Source organism: Streptomyces sp. NBC_01298, from assembly GCF_035978755.1.
Classification (GTDB): domain Bacteria; phylum Actinomycetota; class Actinomycetes; order Streptomycetales; family Streptomycetaceae; genus Streptomyces.
In genome coordinates, this window is the sequence record NZ_CP108414.1 from 1,060,279 (window position 1) to 1,084,285 (window position 24,007).

At 67.9% G+C, this 24,007-nt stretch carries 21 protein-coding genes and 1 pseudogene; 16 read left to right on the forward strand and 6 right to left on the reverse strand.

The genetic code is table 11. The features are described from left to right. The first annotated feature begins 15 nt into the window (after positions 1-15). From OG730_RS04845 to OG730_RS04855, 3 genes are read left to right on the forward strand one after another with little or no spacing between them, the layout of a single operon-like run. The gene (locus OG730_RS04845; protein ID WP_327302994.1) at positions 16-948 is read left to right on the forward strand and encodes a hypothetical protein; all 933 of its coding nucleotides are present in this window, start codon (positions 16-18) and stop codon (positions 946-948) included. A 2-nt stretch (positions 949-950) separates the two neighbouring features. Next, positions 951-2,039, forward strand: a complete 1,089-nt coding sequence (locus OG730_RS04850; protein WP_327302995.1) for a hypothetical protein — start codon at positions 951-953, stop codon at positions 2,037-2,039. A 1-nt stretch (position 2,040) separates the two neighbouring features. Beyond that, entirely contained in the window at positions 2,041-5,946 is a 3,906-nt protein-coding gene (locus tag OG730_RS04855; RefSeq protein ID WP_327302996.1) for a hypothetical protein, read from the forward strand. Between the two features lie 305 nt (positions 5,947-6,251). On the opposite strand, the gene OG730_RS04860 is transcribed toward OG730_RS04855, so the two are convergent. The 4 genes from OG730_RS04860 to OG730_RS04875 form a co-directional block, all read right to left on the reverse strand. Beyond that, entirely contained in the window at positions 6,252-6,611 is a 360-nt protein-coding gene (locus OG730_RS04860; RefSeq protein ID WP_327302997.1) for a VOC family protein, read from the reverse strand. Between the two features lie 12 nt (positions 6,612-6,623). Next, entirely contained in the window at positions 6,624-8,492 is a 1,869-nt protein-coding gene (locus OG730_RS04865; protein WP_327302998.1) for a hypothetical protein, read from the reverse strand. Positions 8,493-9,257: 765 nt separating this feature from the next. Further along, the gene (locus OG730_RS04870; RefSeq protein WP_327302999.1) at positions 9,258-10,583 is read right to left on the reverse strand and encodes a hypothetical protein; all 1,326 of its coding nucleotides are present in this window, start codon (positions 10,581-10,583) and stop codon (positions 9,258-9,260) included. A gap of 340 nt (positions 10,584-10,923) precedes the next feature. After that, positions 10,924-11,109, reverse strand: a complete 186-nt coding sequence (locus OG730_RS04875; RefSeq protein ID WP_327309626.1) for a hypothetical protein — start codon at positions 11,107-11,109, stop codon at positions 10,924-10,926. On the opposite strand from OG730_RS04875, the pseudogene OG730_RS04880 reads away from it, so the two are divergent. The 5 genes and pseudogenes from OG730_RS04880 to cutA form a co-directional block, all read left to right on the forward strand. Continuing rightward, positions 11,080-11,190, forward strand: a pseudogene (locus tag OG730_RS04880) (sensor histidine kinase); the annotation flags it as partial. The gene OG730_RS04875 and the pseudogene OG730_RS04880 sit on opposite strands and share 30 nt — an antisense overlap. A 279-nt stretch (positions 11,191-11,469) precedes the next feature. Beyond that, positions 11,470-11,829 (forward strand): hypothetical protein, encoded by a 360-nt coding sequence (locus OG730_RS04885; RefSeq protein WP_327303000.1) that lies wholly within the window; start codon positions 11,470-11,472, stop codon positions 11,827-11,829. 56 nt (positions 11,830-11,885) lie between these two features. Continuing rightward, positions 11,886-12,638: an N-acetylmuramoyl-L-alanine amidase gene (locus tag OG730_RS04890; protein ID WP_327303001.1), complete on the forward strand. Its 753-nt coding sequence runs from the start codon at positions 11,886-11,888 to the stop codon at positions 12,636-12,638. Between the two features lie 47 nt (positions 12,639-12,685). Then, a complete protein-coding gene (locus OG730_RS04895; RefSeq protein WP_442814825.1) occupies positions 12,686-12,916 on the forward strand; it encodes a hypothetical protein in 231 nt (76 codons plus the stop codon). Between the two features lie 490 nt (positions 12,917-13,406). After that, positions 13,407-13,733, forward strand: a complete 327-nt coding sequence (gene cutA / locus OG730_RS04900) for a divalent-cation tolerance protein CutA (RefSeq protein ID WP_327303003.1) — start codon at positions 13,407-13,409, stop codon at positions 13,731-13,733. 33 nt (positions 13,734-13,766) lie between these two features. On the opposite strand, the gene OG730_RS04905 is transcribed toward cutA, so the two are convergent. After that, positions 13,767-15,011 carry a helix-turn-helix domain-containing protein gene (locus OG730_RS04905; RefSeq protein WP_327303004.1) on the reverse strand — a complete coding sequence of 415 codons (1,245 nt, stop codon included), beginning with the start codon at positions 15,009-15,011 and terminating at the stop codon, positions 13,767-13,769. Between the two features lie 156 nt (positions 15,012-15,167). On the opposite strand from OG730_RS04905, the gene OG730_RS04910 reads away from it, so the two are divergent. The 4 genes from OG730_RS04910 (at position 15,168) to OG730_RS04925 (ending at position 17,753) form a co-directional block, all read left to right on the forward strand. Then, positions 15,168-15,656 carry an ATP-binding protein gene (locus tag OG730_RS04910; RefSeq protein WP_327303005.1) on the forward strand — a complete coding sequence of 163 codons (489 nt, stop codon included), beginning with the start codon at positions 15,168-15,170 and terminating at the stop codon, positions 15,654-15,656. A 356-nt stretch (positions 15,657-16,012) separates the two neighbouring features. Next, complete coding sequence (locus tag OG730_RS04915) at positions 16,013-16,186, forward strand: hypothetical protein (RefSeq protein WP_327303006.1); 174 nt, start codon at positions 16,013-16,015, stop codon at positions 16,184-16,186. Positions 16,187-16,209: 23 nt separating this feature from the next. After that, positions 16,210-16,803 (forward strand): response regulator transcription factor, encoded by a 594-nt coding sequence (locus tag OG730_RS04920; RefSeq protein ID WP_327303007.1) that lies wholly within the window; start codon positions 16,210-16,212, stop codon positions 16,801-16,803. Positions 16,804-16,850: 47 nt separating this feature from the next. Further along, positions 16,851-17,753 (forward strand): TauD/TfdA family dioxygenase, encoded by a 903-nt coding sequence (locus OG730_RS04925; RefSeq protein ID WP_327303008.1) that lies wholly within the window; start codon positions 16,851-16,853, stop codon positions 17,751-17,753. Positions 17,754-17,828: 75 nt separating this feature from the next. Here OG730_RS04925 and OG730_RS04930 read toward each other — a convergent pair whose 3' ends face one another. After that, positions 17,829-18,602, reverse strand: a complete 774-nt coding sequence (locus OG730_RS04930; RefSeq protein WP_327303009.1) for a glycosyltransferase family 2 protein — start codon at positions 18,600-18,602, stop codon at positions 17,829-17,831. A gap of 67 nt (positions 18,603-18,669) precedes the next feature. Between OG730_RS04930 and OG730_RS04935 the strand changes: the two genes are divergently transcribed. The 4 genes from OG730_RS04935 (at position 18,670) to OG730_RS04950 (ending at position 23,577) form a co-directional block, all read left to right on the forward strand. After that, positions 18,670-19,926: a nucleotide sugar dehydrogenase gene (locus OG730_RS04935; RefSeq protein ID WP_327303010.1), complete on the forward strand. Its 1,257-nt coding sequence runs from the start codon at positions 18,670-18,672 to the stop codon at positions 19,924-19,926. A 46-nt stretch (positions 19,927-19,972) separates the two neighbouring features. Continuing rightward, positions 19,973-21,361 (forward strand): hypothetical protein, encoded by a 1,389-nt coding sequence (locus OG730_RS04940; protein WP_327303011.1) that lies wholly within the window; start codon positions 19,973-19,975, stop codon positions 21,359-21,361. Beyond that, positions 21,358-22,467, forward strand: coding sequence for a glycosyltransferase family 4 protein (locus OG730_RS04945; protein WP_327303012.1), 1,110 nt, complete (start codon positions 21,358-21,360; stop codon positions 22,465-22,467). The genes OG730_RS04940 and OG730_RS04945 overlap by 4 nt, the downstream gene beginning before the upstream one ends. Before the next feature lie 918 nt (positions 22,468-23,385). Next, complete coding sequence (locus tag OG730_RS04950; RefSeq protein ID WP_327303013.1) at positions 23,386-23,577, forward strand: hypothetical protein; 192 nt, start codon at positions 23,386-23,388, stop codon at positions 23,575-23,577. Positions 23,578-24,007 lie beyond the last annotated feature (430 nt).

Below are 24,007 nucleotides of genomic sequence, written 5' to 3' on the forward strand. Positions count from 1 at the left end.
AAGGACTCCCTGCTCATGACGCTGATCAACCCTCCTCTCCTCGTCCACGGCGGCACTCACGCGGCCCGTGCCTTCCGCATGATGGTGAGGGACCTGAGCCACGGCGCTCAGGGCATCACGGAGACGGACGACCTGCGAGTCACCCAGCTCGCGACGCCGGGTATCGGTGTCCGCGTCGGCGACGGCTCGGCAGTCATCCGTGGCGCCATGGCGTGGGGGCAGGGCAGCTACACGCAGTACAACGTGGGCTTCCAGAGCGTGCCGATCGCGCCGACCGGGGTCTCGGGCCGCTCGGACCTGCTCGTGCTGCGCGTCGAGGACCCCGAGTACGAGGGTGTGCGGAACCCGGAGAAGGACGACATCGGGTACTTCCACGTGATCTCCAACGTGGCGGCGAACACGGTGAAGCCGCCCGCCGGGATGACGGCCGTCGCGCTCGCCAGGATCGACCTCCCGGCGAACGCCAAGGTCGTCACCGACTCGATGATCAAGGATGTGCGGACCATCGCGAACCCGAGGCGGGAGCGTCAGCTGCACACCGCTTCGCCGGGCGCGGATCAGAACTGGCAGGGGAACTCGGGCACCTGGGCCGACTGGCCGCCGGCCTCTCGCTTCGACATACGCGTCCCCACGTGGGCCCGGCGTGCCCGCATCGTCATGACGATCTCCGGCCTCCAGGTCATGGGGAGCATCTGGGGCTCCACCGCGTTCCGGCTCGGCGGTATCCAGGGCCAGTCGATCATGATCGACGACGGCAGTACCCGCGGGGACGGATCCGTCCGCATCAACGCCATCGCGGCGGACACCATCGACATCCCCAACGACATGCGGGGCACCACCCAGCGGCTCCAGGGCCTGGTCTTCCTCACGAAGGACAACGCAGGCTCCCTACAGGCCGACGTCGTCACCACGGTCATCGCTGACCTGGAGTTCGAGGAAGGCATCTGACCATGCCCACCTACCGCTACCGAGTCCACGATGCCCTGAGCGGCGCTGTGCTCGTCCATGATCTTCCGCTGTCCGGTGTCGAGTTCGGGCCCGGCCTGTCGGAGCCCGGTGACCTGTCGGGCGAGGTCCCCGTTCCGTTCCAGAACCTGGTGGGCTCCACCATCAGCCCCGCGAACACCGTGCTGACGGTGGAGCGCGACGACACCGTCCTGTGGGGCGGGCTGATCTGGAGGGCCGAGCCGGAGGGCGACAAGTTCCCCATCGAGGCGGGCGGCTGGGGCTCGTACCTTCACCGCCGGCATGACGTGCACGGGCAGCTCGACGGGCGCGGCCCCTACGTCCACGCGGATGCCTGCCAGGTCATCCGCGATGTGTGGGCCTACGCGCAGAGCCAGCCGGACGGCGATCTCAACGTGCTGGTTGACCCGTCGACGAGCCGCACGAAGGTGGGCACGCCCGCGGAGCCGTACAGGGTCGATTGGTGGGAGGCCCCTGTGCTGGGCGATGTCGTGGAGGACATGACGAAGATCGAGGGCGGCCCGGAGTGGACGGAGGACACCGTCTACTCGGAGAGCCGTCCGGCCGGGCAGATCCGTCTTGGGTGGCCGCGCCTGGGCACCCGGCGTACCGACATCATGTTCGCGACCGGGGCGAACATCTCTGCGGTCGCGCCGGTGACGTACGACGGGGACGAGTACGCGCAGGTCATCATCGCGCTCGGTGCCGGCGAGGGCCGGGGGCGGCGTCGGGCCATCGACGCCGTGCGTAACGGGCGCCTGCGCATGGAACGCATCCTCGAGATACCTGCGGAGAAGGGCAACGACCGTCTCGCTGCTCGGGCACGCCGGGAGCGCATCGCCAGGCAGGCTCTCGGCGAGGTCCACGAGATCCAGGTCATCGACCATCCGTCGGCGCCCGTCGGGTCGTGGCAGGTCGGCGACGACGTCCGGGTCCGGATCCACGACCAGTGGGTGAACTGGGTCGGCTGGTGCCGGATCACCGGCTGGCGGATCCGGCCTCCTCAGGGGGACGACGGAGAGCGGGTCACGCTGTCGCTGGCCCGCGCTGACCGATTCGTCTACGGGGGCTGATGTGGCGAACCATCTGGCGCAGATCGCGGCCCGGCTCGCGGATGTTGAGCGCAGGCTCGCCGGGCAGGCCCGCACGTCGAGCCTGGCGTACTCCTCGGTGGAGGCGGGCGCGATCAAGGTGTACGACGAGGAAGGTGTCCTGACGGGGACGGTCGGCGTGCAGTTCGACGGTACGACCGGCGTCGCAACGTTCAACGGTCCTCCTCCGCCGACTCCCACCGTCCCGCAGGTCGTGCCCGTGCTGGGTGGCCTGCGGATCGGCTGGGATGGCGGGTTCACCGATGCGACGGCCCCGCCGCTGAACTTGGGCCGGGTGCAGGTGCACCTCCTGCTCTCGGCCGACGAGCAGGTCGACGTCCGGAACCCGGCGGCGACGATCGAAGGCGCGTCAGGGGCGACGGTGACGGTCGCGGTCAGCGACTACGTCCCCCGCCATGTCCGGCTCGTGGCGCTCACGACCGCCGGCATTCCCGGCCCGGTCTCCGCTGCGCTGATCGCGGCGGCACGCCAGGCCGTGGGGAAGGACCTCCTCGACGGGATCGTGTCGGAGGTCAAGCTCGCCGAGAAGGCCGTGACCGACACGAAGATCGCGGTCGGTGCCGTGAAGACGGCCGCGCTCGCGGACGGTGCTGTGCTGGCGGCGAAGCTCGCTAAGGCGTCGGTGATCGCCGACAAGATCGGCTCGGGCGCCGTCACCCTGAACTCGCTCGGCGGCACCTTGGCGGACGGCGTAACGCAGCATTACGTGGACGCGCTCGGTGACCCTGCAGCCTGGGTTCCGGTGACGGTAGGGGCCGGGGCCAAATGGGAGCACCTGAGGGGGATCGCGGACGCGCCGACCGGACATACCGTGGGCCAGGCCACCGGATACGCCGTGGTCCGCGGAGCCACCCCGATCCCCTACGACCCCGATACCCTCTACCGGATTTCGGCCCGGGTGCGCACAACCAGCCCGTCCTTGACCGGCCGGGACAGCGTGTACGTGGGCGTGATGGGGTTCGCTGCGGACGGCACCACGATGGTGAACCGAACTGGAGAGAACACGACGGGCGCGCACTTCTACTGCGCGGCGTCCCGGTCGCCGCTGCCAGCCGACTCTGGCTGGCAGGTGTTCACGGGCTACCTGCGGGGCCGTGCGCCGGCGGGGGTGTCCGGAACGCCGGGTGCATGCCCTGACCCGCGCGTCCCGGGCAAGCTCCATGACCAGGTGCGTTTCGTGGTGCCGTACCTCCTCCTCAACTACGAGTCCACGTCAACGGGTGCGAACGGCGCCACCGGGATCATGCAGGTGGACGCGGTTACGGTCGAGATCCTCAAGACGGGCATCGTCGACAGCAGCAACCTCGTCTCGGGGTCGGTGACGACGGGCGCTCTCGCGACGGATTCTGTGACGGCGGGCAAGGTCGCGGCGGACACGATCAGCGGCCGGGAGCTCCAGGCCGCATCGGTGTCTGCCGGGCACGTCGTCGCTGGCGCGGTCACCACGGACAAGCTGACCGTGGTCGGTACCGCGAACATCTTGGCGGATCCCTCCTTCGAGGGCGCCCCGACGGTGGCTCTGACGGCGGCCATCCCCTATGCGGCCCAGGACAAGACCCGCGGGAACGGCTCGCCCTCGTCGTTGCGTATCGACGCAGTGTCCGCGACGGCGGTGTACCGCGCGGTGGACCTCACTCTGCTCCCGGCCACTCCGGGAGATCAGCTCTACCTGGCCAGCGACTACTTCGCCTCCGAGGACTGGGCGGGCGCGGAGGTCAGCTTCCACATGCGGTGGGAGGCTGCGGACGGGAAGATCCTCAGCTACAGCAAGGCCCGCACGGCAAGCCCGGTGCGCGGGCAGTGGGCCCGGGTGTCAGCGACCGTCACGGCGCCGGACGGGGCGGTCCGTGCCCGTGCGCGGGTCGAGTCCGGTGCCAGCACGGCGGGAACGCTGTGGTGGGACAACGCCTGCGTCCGGCCGATCGTGGCCGGGGTGCAGATCGCGGACGGGGCGATCACCTCCCCGAAGGTGTTCGCGGGTTCGATCACCACGGACAAGCTCGCGGCGTTGACGGTGACGGCGGAGAAGATCGCCGCCTCCTCCATCACTGCGGACAAGGTGGCCGTGCTGGCCATTACGGCGGAGAAGCTGGCCGTGAACTCGGTGACGGCGTCGGCGATTGCAGCGGGCGCCGTTGAGGCCATCCACATCAAGGCGGGCACGATCACCGCCGACAAGATCGCACTCGGGGTCGACGGCAACATGGTGGCCGACGGCAGCTTCGAGAGCGACGTCTCGTTGAAGCGGGCTGCGGTGAGCGGCGGGTGGAGCATCGTCACCCCGGGCCGCGACACCCCGAAGGCGATGCGTGCCGACTGCACGGCGGCCACGGCTACGGACCGCACGCTCACGCTCGGGCTGTTCTCCGCGACGCCCGGCATGCGGATCTGGGCGGCCGCCGACTACCAGATCAGCGCGGACTGGGTGGGCAGGAACGCAGTGGTGTACGTCCGCTGGGAGGATGCGGCCGGCGCGACGCTGGGCTACAGCACGGTGGGCAGCGCCAGCGGTGCGGCGGGCAAAGGCTGGCTGTTCATGTCCGGCAACGCCAACTTGGTTGCCCCGCCTCAGACCGTCACGGGCCGCATGCGGGTCGCGGTCAACGATGCGACGGCTGGCACGGTCACGTTCGACAACGTGGTGATCCGGCTGGTGCTGTCGTCCACGAGCTCCGGTGCCCGTGCCGAGATCAGCCCCGAAGGGCTGCGGCTGTACGACCAGGACGGTGAGGAATCGATCTCGCTGGTCACTGGGAGGCCTCAGTACCTGACGATCGCCAACGACGGTGTCCCCGTGGCCACGATCAACCAGGACGGGCACGGTGCGTTCAACGACTTGTCCGTTGCCGGTGTGCTCTCCGTCAACGGCGAGAAGCTGGAGACGCAGCTCTCCGACTTGGCGCGCGGCATCATCGCCGTGCACACAACGACCGCCGGGGTGCAGGCTGCCATGGATACGGAGACCGGCTACATCGAGCTGCCCGTCCGCCTCCAAGCGGACCGGATGTACCGCATCGTCGTCGACGCCTACGCGGATCCTTCCGCTGGCGGAGGCGAACTGTTGCTGCTCCTCCGCGATGGCGGGGCGGCGGCCCCGACCGTCACCTCCAAACAACTCCAGAGCAACGTGGTCCCGGCAGGTGGCGGATGGCAGCGGCTACGCCTTGAGCTGATCACCCCCGGTGCCGCCCTGGGTGCCGGTGTTCACCGTCTCCTCAGCACCTTCATGTGGCGGTGGGGAGCAGTGGGCGGGACCGTCGCCCTCTTCGGGGGCGGCGGGTTCCCGGCGACGATGTACGTCGAGGACGTCGGCCGGGCCATCGCGAACACCGGCGAACTCAACCGCGGTGGTGCCGGTGGCGGAACGGAGCCGACGAAGCCCGCGACCCAGCGGTACGAGAAGACATACAGCGCGGCATGGTCGGGTACTTACACCAACCGGGGCGGGTACAGCAGCTACCACGGCAGCCAGATGCTCCAGGGCTACTACTCGAGCACCAACGGTCTGACCGCCTCGCTCGTCGGCTTCCCGGCCTCTCTGAGCTCCGACCTGAGCGGCGCCAAGATCGAGAAGGTCCAGCTGTACGTGTACTTCGAGCACTGGTACTACGCGGCCGGCGGCACGGCAGTCATCAAGGCACACAGCCACGGCTCCCGGCCAGGGAGCTTCAGCAGCGACGGCCAGTCGATGAACGTGTCGTTTCGCCGCAACGAAGGACGGTGGATCGACATCACCGCAATCTTCGACGAGACGAAGTGGCGAGGCATAGCTCTGGACCCGAACAACACGGACAGCACGTACTACGGACGCGCTCACGGTGTCGGCCAGCAGTACCCACCGCAGCTGAAGGTCACGTACGTGAAGTAGCAGCGGGGCGGGCCATAAGTGACAGCCCCGAGGTGGCCTTCTCCGGTACATGTTTTCGGGGCTTGTCTCTATGCGAGGTGCTGTCAGACAGATGAGATACATGCGGAGAGCGGCGGGCACATCTTCGGGATCTGGTGCTCGATCTGGAACGACGCCGGAGACACGGCCCGCCTCGCCGACGCCGCCAAGAATCTCGTCCCGGAGTGGACCTACCAGGGTGAGTAGCCGCCTGGAGGCCGGTACGGCGACGGCCCGCCCGGACAGGGAAGTCCGGGCGGGCCGTGCGTGAAGGCAGCTGGTGTGGGTCAGAGCGATTGGGGCTGGTCGAACAGGCCGATCTGGTTGCCGTCGGGGTCGGTGAGGAGCGTGTACGGGGTGCCGCCGTCGGTCTTTTCGCCGAGGTTCTTGGCGCCCAGGGCCACCAGGCGGGTGACCTCGGCGCCGCGGCCTATGACGTTGAGGTCGAAGCGTGCCCGGGGGGTGCCGGTGGGGGCCGGGGTGGCTTTCTGGATGAGGAAGCCGTTGATGCCGTCGGGGCCCTCGACCGAGTAGAGGTCGGTGCCCGCCGGGCGGGAGGCCGTGTCGAAGGTCTTGGACCAGAACGTGGCCAGGGCCGCCGGGTTGGCGGAGAGCAGGGTGATCTTCTGGAACGAGTGGATCGTCATGTGGGGCTCCTGTCAGCAGCTGGTCTTGGTGTCGCCGGTGTCGGCAGTGCAGGTGTCATTGCCGAGGCCGCCGTTGGCGGTGTCGCCGCCGGCGCCGTCGTGGACGTCGATGGTGTCGTTGCCGTTGGCGCCCTTCATCGTGTCGGTGCCTTCGGTGTCGATCAGGGTGTCGTTGCCGTTCTGGCCGTCGAGGTCGTCGTTGCCCGGGCCGCCGTAGATGTGGTCGTCACCGTTGTCGAAGAGGTAGAGGAGCGAACCGAGGAGGGTTTCACCGTAGTTGGTGTCGTTGCCCGCGCCGGCGTACAGGTAGTCGGCGCCGTTGCCGCCGCCCATGATGTCGTCGCCGTCCCCGCCGTAGAGGATGTCGTCCCCGTTGCCACCGTCGACCACGTCGTTGCCGGCGCCCGCGTAGATGGTGTCGTTGTTGTTGCCGCCGTCGAGGTCGTCGTTGCCTTCGCCGCCGTAGAGGGTGTCCGTGCCGTTGCCGCCCTTGATGGTGTCGTTGCCACCGAGGCCGCAGATGACGTCGTTGCCGTTGCCACCGGTCAGGGTGTCATTGCCAGGCGTGCCGATGATCGTGCAGCCAAGAGCGTTGTTGACGGTGGTGGACTCGGTGTCGGCGTTGTTGCCGGGGACCGGGTCGGCCGTGCTGGAGGCGGCGGTGGCCGTCACCGAAGCGGTTCCCGTCGCGGCCGGTTCGGCGGTGACGGAGACCGTTGCCGTGGTGCCGCTGGCGAGGTTGCCGAGGGTGCAGGTCAGGGTGGTGGTGCCGGTGCAGGAGCCCTGGGACGGAGTCGCGGTCAGCGCGCCCGTGCCGGTTGCGGCGATGGTGACGGTGGCCGCCGTGGCGGTGGTCGGGCCGTTGTTGGTGACGGTGACCGTGTCGGTCAGGGGGGAGCCGATCGACACGGGGTCCGCGGTGTCGGCCACGTTCACGGCGAGGTCCGCACCTTCGGCGGGGGCGGTACCGACGGCCCAGTCGTGGGTCTGGGCGAGGTCGGCGCCGGCCGGGCGGATGACGGTGACCCCGGTGCCGTTCGCGTTGGCGGTGTAGAGGGTGTTGTCGGTCTCGTCCGAGTAGGCGATCTTACTGCCGTCGGGGGAGAACTGCGGCAGTGCGTAGCTCTTGCCCGCGGTGGCCGGGATGATCGTGGTGATGTTGGTGCCGTCGGCGTTGATCGTACGTATGGAGCTCTGCCCGGCCTGGCGGAGCGTGAACAGGATGCGTGTCCCGTCGGGTGCCCACTCGGGGTGGAACGCCTGGTCGGCTACGCCGCTGTCGACGATCTTGACCGGGTTGCTGCCGTCGGTGCCGGCGGTCCAGAGGTCGGTTTCGTCGTTGTCGTAGTCATAGGTGGTGTAGGCGAGGGTGGTTCCGTCCGGAGAGACGGTGGGGGTCTCCCCAGTGAGTCCAGTACTCGTCAGGCCGGTGCCGTCGGCGTTGACCCGGACGATTGCGCCGGCGTTGGTGGTGAAGTACACCTGGCCGGTGGGTGACCAGGACAGCGCGAAGCCTCCGCCGACTCCGGCGGTACTGAGCTGGACGGCGCCGGTGCCGTCGGCGTTCATGGTCCACGCCTGGAAGGTAGAGCCAGTGCGGTTGCTCAGGAAGGCGAGCTTCCCGCCGTCGGGCGAGGCCACGGGCGCGGTGTCGTAATCCTGGTTGGTGGTGATCCGCATGATATGGGTGCCGTCGGGGTCCATGGAGTAGATCTCCGGGTTCTCCCTGCCGGCCGCGGAGGAGAAGTAGACCTTGCCGTTCGGGCCGGGGAACGCGGCCTGCGCGGCCGGCGCCCCGACGAGGGCGAGGGAGCCCGCCAGCGACAGGGCCGCGGCGGCAGCCGCCGCGGCGCGGGTGGGACGGCGAAGGAGATGACGCACGGAAAGGACCTCCAGGGTCGGGACAGGGTCATGGAGAAGGGACGGTGAGGAGGGTGGCTTCGCTTGTCGCGGTCAGCCCGGCCCGACGGCCGAAACCCAGCGGCCCGCCTACGGCAGCGCAGTGCACCGCCTCGACCGAGTTCATGCGGGCGCAGGCCTCGAACGGTGGCACCGGGCGAGCCCCACGGACCGGTGGACGCAGTGGTGCGGGCAGGGCATCGGCGGTCTCCGAGCAAGGCAAGAGCAGGGGAAAGAGCGAGGGAGCGGGCCCGCTCCCAGATCTCAGCGGGCATGCGTCCGCCACTCTGGCAGCAAGAGCCGCCCAGCGAGCCCGAACCTTTACGCATATGCGCCCGACAGCAGAATCTGTCCGGCGAACATCCTTTCACCTGGCCTGAATTGGACCTCCAGGCGCTGCGAGCGGGGACGTTCCCGGATGCTGAGACAGGACTGCCGTGGTGGCCCGTACCGGTGTGGCAGCTGACCGGATACGTCATTGCCGGGTAGGGGACGGGGTCAGGTGGTTGCCGCAGGTGATCACGGACCTTCGACGCGTGATGGCCCCAGGTACAGGGCGCTTCCGCAGCGGAGTTCTCCGCCGGACGGTGAGGCATCCGTCCGAACCGCTGAGGGGGGCTGCGGCATGAGCGATGCGACCGTAACCGGCATCAAGACCAACACCGGTCACGGTGAAGCCCTTACGGCCGGGAAGCCGTTCCCGGCCGTAAGGGCTTCATGGCAGCTACCCGCTTGCTGGGGTGGGTGTCAGCAGAGGATGAGGAGACTGGTGACGACGCTGCAGCCGGCGCTCGCGGTGTTGTTCGCGGGCTGCGGGTCGGCGGGTGCGTTCGCGGTGATGGCGGCGGTCGCGTTGAGCGGGATGCCGATGGTGAGGACGCCCTGGACGGCGTTGAAGGCGCGGGTCGCGGTGGTCCCGTTGGCCTGGGCGCCGATGACGCAGGTGACCTTCTTGACGCCGGCGTTGTAGGTGCAGCCGGCCGGGAGACCGGAGACGGACGCGGTCGTGGCCGGCACGTTCACCACCACGGTGGTGCCGGTGGTCGCGGCGGGGCCGTTGTTGGTGACCTTGGCGGTGTACGTGATGGAACTGCTGAGGGCCTGAGTCGAGGCGGCGGTCAGAGTGAGGGCGGTGTCAGCCTGCGCGGGGGCGGTGCCCACAGCCCAGTCAGTGGCGTACCAAATGCCGCCGGCGGGGGTCACCACGGTGGTTCCGGTGCCGTCGGGTGCGGCGGAGTAGAGGGTGCCGGTCTGGAAGTCGGTGTAGATGATGCGGGAACCGTCGGGCGACCACTGGGGCAGGACGAACCGGGCGCCCGAGGTGTAATCGATGACGTTGCCGATACCGGTGCCGTCGGGGTTCATCGTAAAGACGCTCGACCCGTGGTCGGGTTCAAGGAAGGTGGCGACGATGCGGCTGCCGTCGGGGGACCAGTCGGTGTGCATGGCGCTTGCGCCCGGGCTGGTGTCGAAGATCTTCACCGCGTCGGTGCCGTCGGCGTCGGCGATCCACACATCGGCCTGGGGATCGAGGAAACCACTGTCCACGGTGTAGACGATTTTGCTGCCGTCCGGGGAGACGGTGGGGTCCTCGCCGGTCAGCCCCGTGCTGGTCTGGCCGGTGCCGTCCGCGTTGACGTACGTGATCTGGTCGGCGTTGGAGGTGAAGAACACCCGGCCGTCCGGAGACCAGGACAGTCCGGCGGTGACAAGCCCGAAGTAGGTCCCGACGGTGCCGACCTGTACCTGGTCGGTGCCGTCGGCGTCCATCACCCACACCTGGTCACTGCCGGAACGGTTGCTGATGAACGCCAGCTTGGTGCCGTCGGCGTTGGCGACCGCTTCGCCGCTGCGGCCGGTACTGGTGAGCTGGGTGATGCCGGTGCCGTCGGCATTCATCGAGAAGACCTGCCGGTTGCTGCCGACGTAGGCGGTGTAGAAGACCTTGCCGTCGGCACCCGGGAAGGCGGCCTGCGCGGCGGGGGCACCGGCTATGGACAGCGCGGCGGCGACGGACAGCACGGCGGTGGCGCCGGCGACCTTACGGGTCAGACGGCGTAGCGGATTGCGCACGGAAAACAGCCTCCGGAATGAGGGTGGACAGCGAACCTGCGGCGCCACCGGCAGAGGCGGCGTGAAACCGGCCTGTCCGGCACGCCCAGGCGGCGCACGCACACCGCTCCGCCCGTTCGCCGCACACCCGCACCACGCCCACCCAACGGCGGCCACCCAAGAATCCGGCCCCCGACCACTACCAACAAGATCGAATCGCCAACATGGCCGAAACCAGAAGCGGTCGGTCCCGGATCCTGAGATGTGGCCGTAGGGCTGGCCTGTACCCGCACGGCGGCTGACCGGATCCGTCGTTGCCGGGGCGGGGTCAGGTGCTCCGTTGGTCTCCGGGTGGCTGTGGTCAGTTGCAGTGGATGATCAGGGGGGTAGTGGCGGTGCAGGTCTTCGTGGCGCTGTCGTTGGCGGTGTTGGCGTCGGTGGGGGTGGAGGTGGTGCGGGTGGAGGTGGCCGTGTAGGAGGTACCGAGGCTGAGGAGGGCGACGGGGAGGCTGAACTTCTTGGTGGCCGTGGTCTCTGGCTCGCGCACCAGCTGTGCGACCTCGTCGAGATCCGCTCCACTCGCGACCAGGGCACCGCCGTCCGCCTCCACATGGACACAGCGCGGTAGCGATGCCCCACAGGGGCCTCACCGCCGACGGTGAAGGTGAGTACGCGGTCGCGTGGGCGACCTCGCCCATGCCGGTGCTGTTCTCGCCGTCGGAGGACTCCCCCGCCCCCAGCACGGGCCGGGCCGGGCCGCCGAAATGTCCGGAATCCCCCAGGGCTTCCTCGCGGCATCAGATCACTCCTCCACAATCCTTGTGAGGCAGGAGATAGGCGCCAGGGGCGTCCGGCCCGCACACGTACGATCGACTTCAGGCGCGCGGGGCTGTCTGGAGTGATGTCCGTGTCCGTGCCGCCGAGCGCAGAACCGACGCTGTGGGAGCTGCACCGCGCGGTCTCGCAGCTCCGCGAGGACCTGCGAGGAGACCTTGTCCATCTGGCGGCCCGGCTCGACCAGGTGGTTACCCAGGATGTGTACCGGGCTGACCAGCGGGCGACAGAGCAGCGCATGGGTGCCGTCGAGGCGGCTCTTGCTGGGCTCCGCGGCGAGCACGACCAGGTTGCCGAGCGTGCGGAGCAGCAGCGCCGCGAGGACCAGGCGCAGGCTGCGGCAACTCGCCGCCTGGTGCTTTCGTCGTTCGTGGCGCCGCTGCTACTGATGGTGCTCCAGCTGTGGCTGGTCACGCAGGGCACGGCTCGCTGACGCGGGCTTCGCCTACCTTTTTGATCTTGGGCGCGGGGAGAATCCGAGATTCGAACATGGCTACACCGCTGAGTGCTGATGCACTCGTGGCGGCGCTGCGCGCTGAGGGCGTGCGCGTCGTCGAGCGCCCCGGTTGGCGCACCCGCAACCGGAACCACAAGGGGCCTTGGGGCCCGGTCCGCGGCGTGATGATCCACCACACGGTGACGTCCGGCACCGCGAACACGGTCAGCATCTGCGAGAACGGCTACTCGGGCCTCCCGGGTCCGCTCTGTCACGGTGTCATCGCCAAGGACGGGACCGTCTACCTGGTCGGCAACGGCAGGGCGAATCATGCCGGGGCCGGCGACTCTGACGTTTTGGCCGCGGTGATCGCGGAGCGGGCACTGCCTCCGGCGAACGAAGCTGATGCCGATGGCAACACCTCCTTCTACGGCTTCGAGTGCGAGAACCTCGGCGACGGCTCGGATCCCTGGCCGGGGGCGCAGCTGGAGGCAATTGAGAAGGTCTCCGCCGCGATCTGCCTTGCTCACAAGTGGGGGGCTGCCAGCGTGATCGGGCATCGGGAGTGGCAGCCCGGCAAGGTCGACCCGAAGGGCTTCGCCATGTCCGGCCTGCGTCAGCGCATCGCCGGACGCCTCGCGGGGTCACCCGGCGGGGGTTCCAACCTCTACACCGTCCGCAGCGGTGACACCCTGTCCGGCATCGGGCAGCAGCTCGGGGTGAACTGGCTCGCCCTGGCGCGCGAGAACAACATCTTCTCCCCCTACGTGATCCACCCCGGCCAGAAGCTGAAGGTACCGAAGTGACCAAGTCGCGCACCGCTTCCGATGCGAACCAGAGAACGATCCGTACGGTGTTCCAGACCCTTCTGGGTCTGGCGGCGGGCTTCCCGCTGATCGTGGACGCATCGGGCATCCCGCAGACCGCTGCGGGCGTCGCCGTCGCCCTCGCGGTGGCCGGTGCCGTCACCCGGGTGATGGCGCTGCCTGTCGTGCACAACCTGCTGCCGAACTGGCTGTACCGCAGCGATCCGCCGCCGAGGTCGCACGACGGTGCCGGACAGCTGAGCATCGTGGACGACTGATCACAGCGGGCCCCTGGGAAACCGGGGGCCCGCTCCTCTTCTCACGCAACGGCCGGCACCGAGACGTAGCGTCCGGCGCTGTAGGAGAGTGCAGCAGCAGGGAGCTGGGATTCTCGGCCGCTGAGCGGCACGGCCAAGGGGCTGTGCCCCTTAGCTATCTCGGCGGGGCAGCTGGTGAGACGGCGCATGACCTGTGTCGCAACCAGGTCAGCGGAGCCTGGTAGCACGGGGGATCAGGGACGGACCAGATAGTGCCGGCTGCATCTGCCCGGCGACGAGTTCGCTCCAGATCTGGCCGCTCGTGGCGCTCTCCGTCTCGGTCCGCGTACGGGTCTGCCACCTCCACATCTGCGCCGTGACCGGGCGAACACGTTCCGTGCGCAGCATCTGCAAGTGGCATGCGGGATCAGCACACGTACCCCTGCCGAGCCGCAGCCTGTGATGTCGTAGGCACCGTCACCACAACGCACAGACGACACAGGAGGACATCGTGGCAACCGAGATCGTGATCGCACAGACCACCATCGATGACGAGGAGGGGGCGAGGGCTCTGGCACAGAGCGCGGTAGAGGCCCGACTCGCCGCGTGTGCGCACATCGATGCTCCCCTCACCGCGGTCTTCCGCTGGAAGGAGAACATCGAGACGGCCACAGAGTGGCGCGTGTCCTTCAAGACCACGCAGGAGCGTCTCGCGGCCCTGGCGGAGTGGGTCGGGCAGAAGCACCCCTACGACGTACCCGAGTGGATCGTGCTCCCCGTGATCGCTGCTTCCGATGGATACAGTGCGTGGGTCGTGGAGGAGACCACCGCCAAGTAGGCATCCGCAGGCACGGCTGTGGCAGGCATCGGGTTACGCGGCAAGCTCCCTCAACTGTGCCGCGAGCTCGTGTTCGCGATCGGGTAGGTGGCCAGCGATAGCGAGCGCACGAACCCGGCCCATCGTGTTCGGACGTGCGGCTGCTGCTGTGGCGAACTTCCGAGCGACGTGGACACCCTGTTCGTTGTCGCTGCCTCGGAGAAGAGCGGTAGCGAGGTCACCGAGGATGACGACACCGGCGTCGGACAGTTCACCTCCTAGCCGTCGAGTGGCGGCGGCGGCGACTTCTTCCAGTTCCGGGTGCGCCAGCTGCCCCAGGACGGAGAGCGCGAGCGCGTCCATGCGCGCTGGAGACATGAACTGAACCCAGGCCTGTTCAACCATCGGGTCGGCGTATTCGTAGGCGACGCGAGCGCGGTCGAGCGCGCGTAGGGCGGAGGTCGTTTCTCCGACGGCAGCCATCTCTTCGGCGTGACGTCCGTGGATCCAGGCAGCGGCGGCGGCGTTGCCTGGGCCGCGTACATAGGTGGCGGCCTCGGCGAGCAGTTCGATCCTGCGCGCGGGGGCGCTGGCTCCGTAACTCGCGTACGTCAGGGCGAGGGCCCGAAGCTGGGGATGTCCTGCGGCACGGGCGCAGTCGAGCGTGACCTGGTAATAGGAGTGGGCGGCCTGGTGGTTGCCGAGATCCCACGCGATCCAGCCGGCGAGGGCTGCGGTTTCCCCGGCCGCAATGCTCAGCTCCGACTGGTGAGTGTGGGAGCACGCGAGCGCATCGGTGATGGTGTCGAGATGCGTCACAACGTTCCGCTGTAACTGCTGTGCGGTCAGATGGTTCTCGCTGACGTGGAGCGCGCCCGCGCGCTCGGTCAGGGCAGCCACTGAGTGGGAGTCGAGCCGACTCTCTTTGGTGAGGGCGTGGGCGAGCCGTGCCCACGGTTCGCTCGCAGCCGCAGCTCCAATTGCTGGTCCCGCGAGGATGGTGCGCCGCCTCATGTCGATGAGCTCCTGTTCCTCCCGCGCCGAGGACTTCCTACGGTCCGCACGTGCGGCAGCGGCTTCTTGCTTGAGTTGGTCCGGGGGCAGGCCACAGGCGATCGCGATGTGCGTGATCGTGTGGTTGGTCGGGATGTTCTGGCCGGTCTCGTACCGGCTGATCTCCCGGCGCGTCATGGTGCCGCGCCCGGAGACGGTGTTGATCGCGTCTGCCTGTTGTTCCTGAGTGCGTCCGGCCTGGACTCGAAGTTGGAGCAGCCGCTGGCCGAATGCGTTGCCTGACACGAGTGTGGCCCCTGTTCGTCGCTGGGCCTCCATGGTGGCGTCAATTTCCCCCTCCACGTTCCCCCTTGACAGTTTTTTCCCCCTCTGGATTCCCCTGGGAAGCGCGTCTCAATGCCGGTGTCATGTCTTCATGACCACGGGCAGAAAGGGTGTGACATGACGCAGACGATCACCCCGTTCCGGGCCGCGCGGGAGCAGACGGCAGGCCGGCCTCGCCGAAGGAACGACGTGATGGAGTGCGAGTTCGTCGTCGAGGGCGCCGTGGGTACGACGGTGTCCGATGTGGACGCCCGCCGTGTCCGGCACATGCGGACGATCGTGGGCGATCAGCTGCGGGGCCCGGGTCTTTCGGGGCTTCGGGAAACCGCGGAGGTGGTCGTGAGCGAGCTGGTCACCAACGCGATCGTCTACGGAGGCGGGACGGTCAAGCTGTCCCTCCTCGTCACCCGCGCGGAGGTCCGCTTGCTGGTGCGGGACTCCGGCATCGGTTCGCCTCTCCAGGGTGAACCCGCCCTGGACGCAGAGAGCGGGCGTGGCCTCCTGATCGTGGAACTGCTTGCCGCCGAGCTCGGCGGGGGGTGGGGGTTCACCCCGGAGAGCAGAACCTCGTGGTGCGCGCTACCCATCCGCCAGGCCGGCTCGTAGGCCGGTCGGTCGATCGGCCCTTCTCCCCTTGACTATTTGGCTTGTTCTGGAGGACACACGCATGCCCGAATCCGATCACGTGGGCTTACCCGAGCCTTCCCCTGCTCCCCTCCCGTCCCGTCCGGCCGGTGAGGCCTGGCAGCGCGCGAAGGACGGGCTGCCTCTCCCCGAGGCGGTCGCCGATCTTGCTGCGCCCGTTCCTCGGCGTACGCCTGAAGATGTCCGCGCTCGGTGGTCCTGCCTCAGCGGACCCCGCCACGCATCGGCCCACCGCGCCGAGGGCTCCTGATGTGGGTCGGCCTGGGCCTGGTCGCCGCCATGGGCGTCTTGGTGATCCTCGGCGACCGGCGCAAGCGATGACCTCCGGCACCTGCAGTCGGCGGCTGCCGCGCTTGCGGTACGCGCTACGCCACCCCGCGGACGTGCTGGACCGCAGTGGCGTCTCTCTCTGGCTCGCCGCCCTGGTCCTGACGTTCACCGCGTCGGTCCTCGGGGGGCTGGTCCTCCTCTACTTCACCCGACTGTCCTGACCCAACCGCACCAGGAGCTGCGCGTGAAACCGTTGCAGGCCCCGGCCGTCTCCCTGCGGGTCGGCCGCCAATCCCAGCACCCGCCCGTCGTCATGGAACCCATGCTGCACCCGCCCCAGCAGCCCGCACCCCGCACGGGGCCTGCCGAGACCTTCGGCGCGGCTGTCGTCGGTAGCGTCTCGTTCACGGAGAGGGAGATCCAGGTGGCCGACCTGCTGGCCGACGGTCTCACGACCCCGAAGGTCGGCCAGCGCCTGAATCTGGCACCCGCCACCGTGGTCACCTACACCAGGCACGCCAGGGCGAAGCTCGGGGTCCGGACCACTCCCGCGCTGATCGTCGGCCTCTACGAGCGCCAACTCCTGCCAGAGCCGCCCGTTTCCCTCCACACCCTGGATCTGGACGCCGACGTACTCGCGGTCATTCCCTTACTTCTGCACGGGGTCCCGGGTACCGACATCGCCAAACGACTCAAGCGGCCGGTCCGCCAAGTGCACGCCGACATTCAGAACCTGTTCGGCGACGTGCTGGCCCTCAACGCGGCGCACACAGTTCGCCGCCTCCGTAGCCACGGCCTGCACTACCCGCTGATCACCGGGATGGGGGGCGCCGCATGAGTGCCGCCGGTCCCTCCGCAGAACTCCAAGAGAGAAGGAATTTCCCCGTGCACATCGACCTCCCGAGCGAACTCGAAGCCGCTCTGATTGACCGTTCGCTCCGGCCTTGGGGACTGGACGGTCCGTTCCTTGCGAAGTCCACGATGGTGGAGTATCGGGCCGAGCTGACGGCCGCCCCGCGGTTCGAGGAGACCACCTCAGTGCTGCGCCGCGCGCTGACCTGGGAGGGTGGCGGATACGCCGTGCTGCGCCTGGGGAACCTCGCCAAGGCCCTGGGGGCCGAAGACGGCCGGTTCCTGCGGCTGGCGACGGCCTTCGCGGCCGAGGTGGCCGTCCCCTTCTCACCCTTCCCGAGGTGGCCCCTGTGGAAGGACATCGGGGTCAAGGTCGACAAGGACCCCGGTAAGTCCAGCGGCATCGGGTACAACGCCTTCCACATGGACCTGGTCAACGGAAGCCTGCCCCCGGACTACACCACGCTTCTGTGCGTCCGCCCGGACCCGCTGGGCGGCGGCCCCAGCATCCTCTCCGACGCGCACGCGGCGGTGGCGCGGTTGCCGGAGAACATCCGTGCCTTGCTGACCGAGTCGGCCTACCACTACGGGACGTTCTTCGATCTGAACGGCGTCGGGGAGGAGTACAAGCCGTTCCCAATCCTGGATCGTTCCGAGCCCGGTGAGGGGTTCGTGAGGTTCACCGCCAAGATGCTGGAAAGGTCCCAGCTCAGCCTCGCGCACGCCGATGCCGCTCGGGAGCTCGCCGAGGAGCTCGTCCGGGGGCAGGTCTCCTTCATGCTCCAGCCCGGGGACTACCTCATCGTGAACCAGCGCCGCTTCCTGCACGGCCGGGAGGCGCTCCACAGCGGCCAGGAGGCTGTCCCGGTCGCCGACCGGCGGATGCTCCTCCAACTGTTCCTGCGCGCAAGGGCTGGAACCGGCCCGGCTGCGTAGCCGAGACGGTGGCACGGCCGGGCTGGCACCACAAGAATCGCTTGCGCACCGGGGTGTCTGGGTACGTGCGCGAATCTAGATCCGCGAGTTGCGCAGCGACTGCCAGACGGCGCCGGCCAGGGCCCGCGTCGACCGCGGGACCGACAGATGCTCGTGCTCGCGGTACAAGGCCCAGTTGTATTGCACGAGGGAGAGCTTGTTGGAGGACAGCGATCCCGCCTGGTGGGCCCTGTAAATCGCAAGCGGCTCAGCCAGGCCCCGGGCGTCAGCGCCGTCCCGCATGATCGACAGCCAGAGGGCGTAGTCCTGGCGTTTGCGCATCTCCGGCATCAGCCTCGTGCCCAGCACCGTCCGGGAGTACATGGCGGTGAGAGCACCGATGTGGTCTTGGAGCAACATCGCACGGTAGTCCACGTGCTCGCGCGCACGGACCACCCGCCCGTTGGGCAACCAGTCGGTGCTCTCGCCGTCGTAGTCGGCGTCCATCTTGAAGTAGCTCGTGAACGTCAGCGGCGCATCGCCCTCGGCGGCGAAGGCGAGCTGCTTCTCGGTCTTCTCCGGAAGCCACATGTCGTCGCTGTCGAGGAAGGCGATGTACTCCCCGCGGGCTCGCTCGATCGCGAGGTTGCGGGCCCGGCCTGCACCGCCCCGCTCGGGGGCCGCCTGCGGCAGGACGCGCTCGTCCTGCCTGGCGAGCTCCCGGAGCAGGTCCATGGAGCCATCGGAGGACTGATCGTCGGTGACCAGTAGCTCCAGGTCGCTGTGGGTCTGTGTGAGGACCGATCGGACGGCTGCGCCGAGGGTGACTGCCGAGTTGTACACGGGCATCACGACGGACACCAAAGGCACAGCGGTTCTCCTTGCCAGACCAGGAACGAATGCCCCATTCAAGCACCGCAACCGAGCAGGAGCTGACATGCAGATCATTGTCGCTGGTCAGGGCTATGTGGGGCTTCCCCTGGCCGTACGTGCCGCCGAGGTGGGTCACCGTGTCGTCGGCTACGACGTGGACCCGCACCGCGTCCAGCAGCTCGCCGCCGGCCACTCCTACGTGGAGGACGTGACCTCCTCGCGGCTCCGCACGGTACTGGACACTGGGGCCTACTCCGCGACCGCCGACGCTACCGCGCTGGCCGGCTTCGACATCGCGGTGATCACCGTGCCGACCCCGCTGCGGGCCGGCGTGCCCGACCTGACCTTCATCAAGTCCTGCGCCCGGACGCTGGGCGAGCACCTTCACCCTGGCGCGACGGTGGTCCTGGAGTCCACGACCTATCCCGGCACCACCGAAGAACTGCTGGTTCCGATCCTGGAGACGGTCTCGGGCCTCAAGGGCGGGGTGGACTTCCTGGCCGGCTTCAGTCCCGAGCGCATCGCTCCGGGGAACCCGCGGTGGTCGTTCGAGGGGACCCCGAAATTGGTGTCTGGAATCGACACCAGTTCACTCGAAGTGATCAAAGCCTTCTACGACGGCATCTTTCACACCACGGTTCCGGTGTCCGGAACCAAGGTCGCCGAGATGGCCAAGCTGATCGAGAACACCTTCCGGTTCGTCAACATCTCCCTGGTCAACGAGCTGGCGATGCTGGCCAAGCCGCTCGGCGTGCATATCTGGGAGGCGATCGACGCCGCCGCGACTAAGCCGTTCGGCTTCACACGGTTCACCCCGGGGCCGGGAGTCGGCGGGCACTGCCTGCCCGTCGACCCCCTCTTCCTCTCCTGGAAGGTCCAGCAGGATCTCGGCATCCCTTCCCGGTTCGTGGAACTCGCCGCCGACGTGAACCGCCACATGCCCAGCTACGTCGTCCAGCGGCTCGTCGAAGCACTCCAAGAGCGCGGCATGCCCGTCCACGGCTCCCGGATCCTGCTGCTCGGCATGACCTACAAGATCAACGCCACCGACCTCCGCGAGTCACCCTCGGCACGTGTCGCCGAACTCCTCATGAACCTCGGCGCCGACGTCCGCGGCGCAGAACCCAACCTTCCGGACGGCGACGCCACCAAGCTGAATGTGCCCTTGGCGGACGCGACCGCGGAGGAAGTTGCTGCGTCCGATGCGGTGGTGCTCCTCATGGACCACGCACGATTCGACCTCGCGATGATCCAGGAGAACGCGCCCTACGTTCTCGACTGCCGCAACCGCCTGTCTGGACCGAACGTAGAAACCCTCTAGTTTCCCGCTATCCTCCGACCCGCTTTCAACCCTCCGGGAGTTCTCCTTGCGCGACGAATGGGAACAGGCTCACACGGACTACACCAGGCCCGCGCAGCGTCGGACTCCTGCCTCACTGGCCGAGAGCGAGAGCGACTGGCGCCAGTACCTGGAATCCTCGACCCCCAACGGCTCGCTGTTGCGGCGAAACGCGATGACCGCAGCACTCGTCAGCGGAAAGCCGATCCACCTGCTGCACGTCACCAGGGACATCGACGCCATCCGCACCAGCCGGCAGCTGCACGTCTCCACCGGATGCCTGGTCGGGGCCCTGTACTGCGCGCCCCTCACCAGCCAGCGCGAGGGGCTGCGCCCCCACAACCTCGGCGCCTACCTGTTGCAGACGAAGCCCTCCACCAAGGCCATGGTCTTCGAAGTCACCCCGGATGCCCCGATCCAGCCCAAGGGAATCGACTACCTGCATCTCGGCGCCATCCACCTGCGTACTTACCAGCGTTACCAGAGTTTCCTCGCCCCTGCCGAGAACAACCAGCTCGACCGGGCCGTACTGGCCGGGCTGCGGACCGGCGCCCCGTTCCTCGATCTCGCCCTGCGCAACGCCGTCGGTCAGCACAGCCCATCATCCGAGTTCATCGACCAGTTGTCCGATGCCGTGGCCCACGTACCGTTCCTCGGCTACCTGTACTTCGAGGTTCTGTCCGAGTACCTGATGCTCCACTCCGCCACTCCGGAGACCAAGACCTGCGCCCAGGTGGGAGAGCTGAACAACTGGCTCTACAAGAGGCTGGCCTTCGCCGCTGTGGACGGCATGGAGCGGTTGTTCGACCTGGCCCGTTTCAATCCGCGCCATCACCGACTCATCCAACTCATCGACGGCATAGAGCCGGCTCTCGGCCCGGGAGTCGCGGAGTACGTCCGGCGACGGCTCTCCCACCTGTTCGCCCAGACCGCGCTGCACCCATCCCAGGACGCCGCAGCGGTCACCTTCCAGGGCACCGATCTCAACACCCTCCAGAAGGCCGCGCCCGGACTGATCGGCCAGATGCTGTTCCGAGAGATCCGGTACATGCCCCGATACCAGCACCTGTACCACTGCTTCGAGAAATCCAAGGCGTTGGAGGCCTGGGACTACTGGAACAACGAAGGAATCCCCACCCCTTTCAACGGAGTCATCCCCAAGGGGGAAATAGGGATCAACCCCGCCTACCCTCGATCGGCAGTCCGAGTATGGACGGCACGACGAGACGGCAAGGGCTACCTGCATCCGGACGAGGAGATCACCGCCGTCCTCACCCCGCACCTCGCATCTTGGTGGGCACCACCCCGCCAGCGCGAGACGCACAGCGCCACCGACGGATCACGAGTCGAGCTGGCCCCTGCAGCCCGATCACCGACTGCCACCCGACGGTCGCCCATGAAGGGGGTACCCGCATGACCAACAGGCTCCTGAACATCCTGACCGGCATCAACCGCACCTCCGAACCTTCGTCCGGGAGCATGATCCTCGTCAACGATCTCTACGGCGCAATGCCTGAAATCCACACGACCTTCCTGGGCAGGGCCCCGGTCGATGAGGCCTGGAAGACTGCGTTCGATCAGCTGGTCACCCTCTCCACGACCAAACGACCCCATGGCCCACTCTTCGACCCCTACATTGACGAGTTGACGCGTGAGGTCGGTGCGCTCATCGAGGAGACCCGGCCGGATGCCATCCACGCTCAGTACGTCGGGTTCGCTCTCAGCCTGGCCTTCGCTCGAACTGCCGGGAGCATCCCGGTCATCGCCATCGCTCACGGTCCTGACGTGATGATGGCCGAGCGCAACGCGTGGGCACGCGAGGGCTTGAACGAAGTTGCCGCCGCAAGCGCCGCGATCGTCGCTCCAACCTCCGCCCTCGCCGACCGCATCGACCGTCTCACCGGAGGTCAATTCACCGATCGGCTCGCTGTCATCCCGTGGGGTATCCCTTTGAGCGATGCCCAGGTGCGCGATCAACCGGCTACTGGCACCGGACCCCTGTCTCTGGTGCACGCCGGCCGTCTGGACGACAACAAATCCACGATCACCGCCATCGAAGCTCTTGCGCTAACCGACCACCCGCACCGCTTGACGGTGATCGGCCAAGGAGTCCTACGGGACCATCTGGAACAGCGGGCTATCGAACTCGGGCTGCGAGACCGACTTCAGTTCGTGCCGTTCCTGCCCCGCGCCGAACTGTGGACCCGGCTGCCGAACTTCGACGCATTCGTCTTCACGACCAGAGACCTGGAGGCTTTCGGTCTCGTCCTCATCGAGGCCCAAGCCCACGGACTTCCGGTCACCTACTCGGACCTTCCCGGTGCGAGGGAGATCCTCGGAAGTTCCGGCGTTCCCTACGCCCCTGGCGACCCGCGCTCGCTGGCTGAAGTCTTGGATGAGATGAGTCAGGATCCCCAGCGGCGCAAGGCCTTGAGCAAAGCAGCTTTCAACAACGCGCGCCGATACGACATCGCCACCACCGCCCAGCAGCTTCGCGAACTGACGCTGCGCGTTGGCTCCTAACCCGCTCCGAGCGCAGCGCCCATCCCTCATCGCCGCGTCGGTCGCCGCCAGAGAAAACGTCGTACGCGTCATCGAGGCGGCCATCCCATCAGCCATCGGCCGTATCGGGTGTGCGCTGGACGTAGGCGAGACCAGCGCCCTAGCGTGGTCCGTACGACGTGGGTCGACCGAGACTCTGGAAGAGGCGGGTCTCATGTTCGCCGGCGATCCGAAGCCCCTGGCCGTGCACTTCCCTCCCCCGCTCGGCGACTGGACCGTCAAACAAGATCGGGTTCGTCTTCGACCGCGGGCGCCTCCCTGATGAGCAGGGCAGCAGTATCGTCCTCGGAGCTCGGGAGCCCAGAGGGTTGAAAGTGGTTCTGTCTCTGTCGATTGGGAGCGCCTGCTTTGCCCGGGCCGGCTACCTAGAGCACGAAGTGTCGTAGCGGGTGGCTACCGGTCGATGCAAACGGGCAGAAGAGGATACGTCCAGTACCTGGACATCCCGGTCGCGAGGATGGTGGTGCTGGATACGGAAGCAGGCGCCAAGTTCCCCCGGTGCGTCACGATCCAGCAACTCACCGAAGATCTCGCTGCACAGCCGACCCTCATGCCGAGGACGCGCTGCGCGCGGAGCGGGCCCGCGCCGTGCTCGCCTCAGCCGGGGACTCCCGCTGCTCCATCTCGCCACGTCACCTGGCTCCGGGCGGCATTCTGCGGAGCTCGGCTGATCACCGGGTCGCTTGTGGTGGGAGCCGGGGTTCATCCGGGACGTGATCATGGTTGCACGGAAAGCTTCGGGTGGAGGTTCGAAAGCGATCGTTTTTTGCCTGCACGTTCGCGGGTCTCCCAACCGGTATATGAGTGGAGGCGATGACGCCTCCGGCGCTGCGACAGGCGGGGTGCGGCGCCCTTCGACGACATCCCTGGGAGGGGCACGTGCAGCGAGACGCTGCTCCGTCGTTGGTTGCCCTGGAGATCACGCTGGCGATCCGGGTCTTCGGTCCCGACGCAGTGCGCTGCTGCCGCCGGCTGCTCGCCGCAGGCGTACGGATCGGGATCACCAACATGACGGGTGCCGCCCGGCGCCCCAGTGCCGAGCCAGATGAGTGTCTCAAGGTCGAGCAGTGACCCACGGGGGGGCCGGAGACTTCCGGAGGATCTTCCCACCTGGCCATGAGCGACTGCACCGTCGACAACAAGGTGACGTTTCTGGGCCTTCCAAGAGCGCCGCACTATCCGGTAGTTGGACTACACCTACACACAGCTGGGCGCCCGCCACTTCCCGGAGCCGTCGATGTGGCCCGTCTGGACCACGTTACGAACCCCGAAGGGCGACCGCCACCAGCCGCCTCCCAGTATGTCGAGCTGTACCTCAATCAGTTGCGATCCTCGATCGTCCCGAAGGGCGACCGCGACTCGCGGTCGAGAGCGTCTGTGTCGAGCCAGCACCCGTGTTGCGATCCTCGGCCGTCCCGAAGGACGACCGCCACACGTCATGGCCAGCCCCCACGGTCCTGGTGACCGGCGACCTGATGACCGTCAAGGAGTTGCGGCCCTC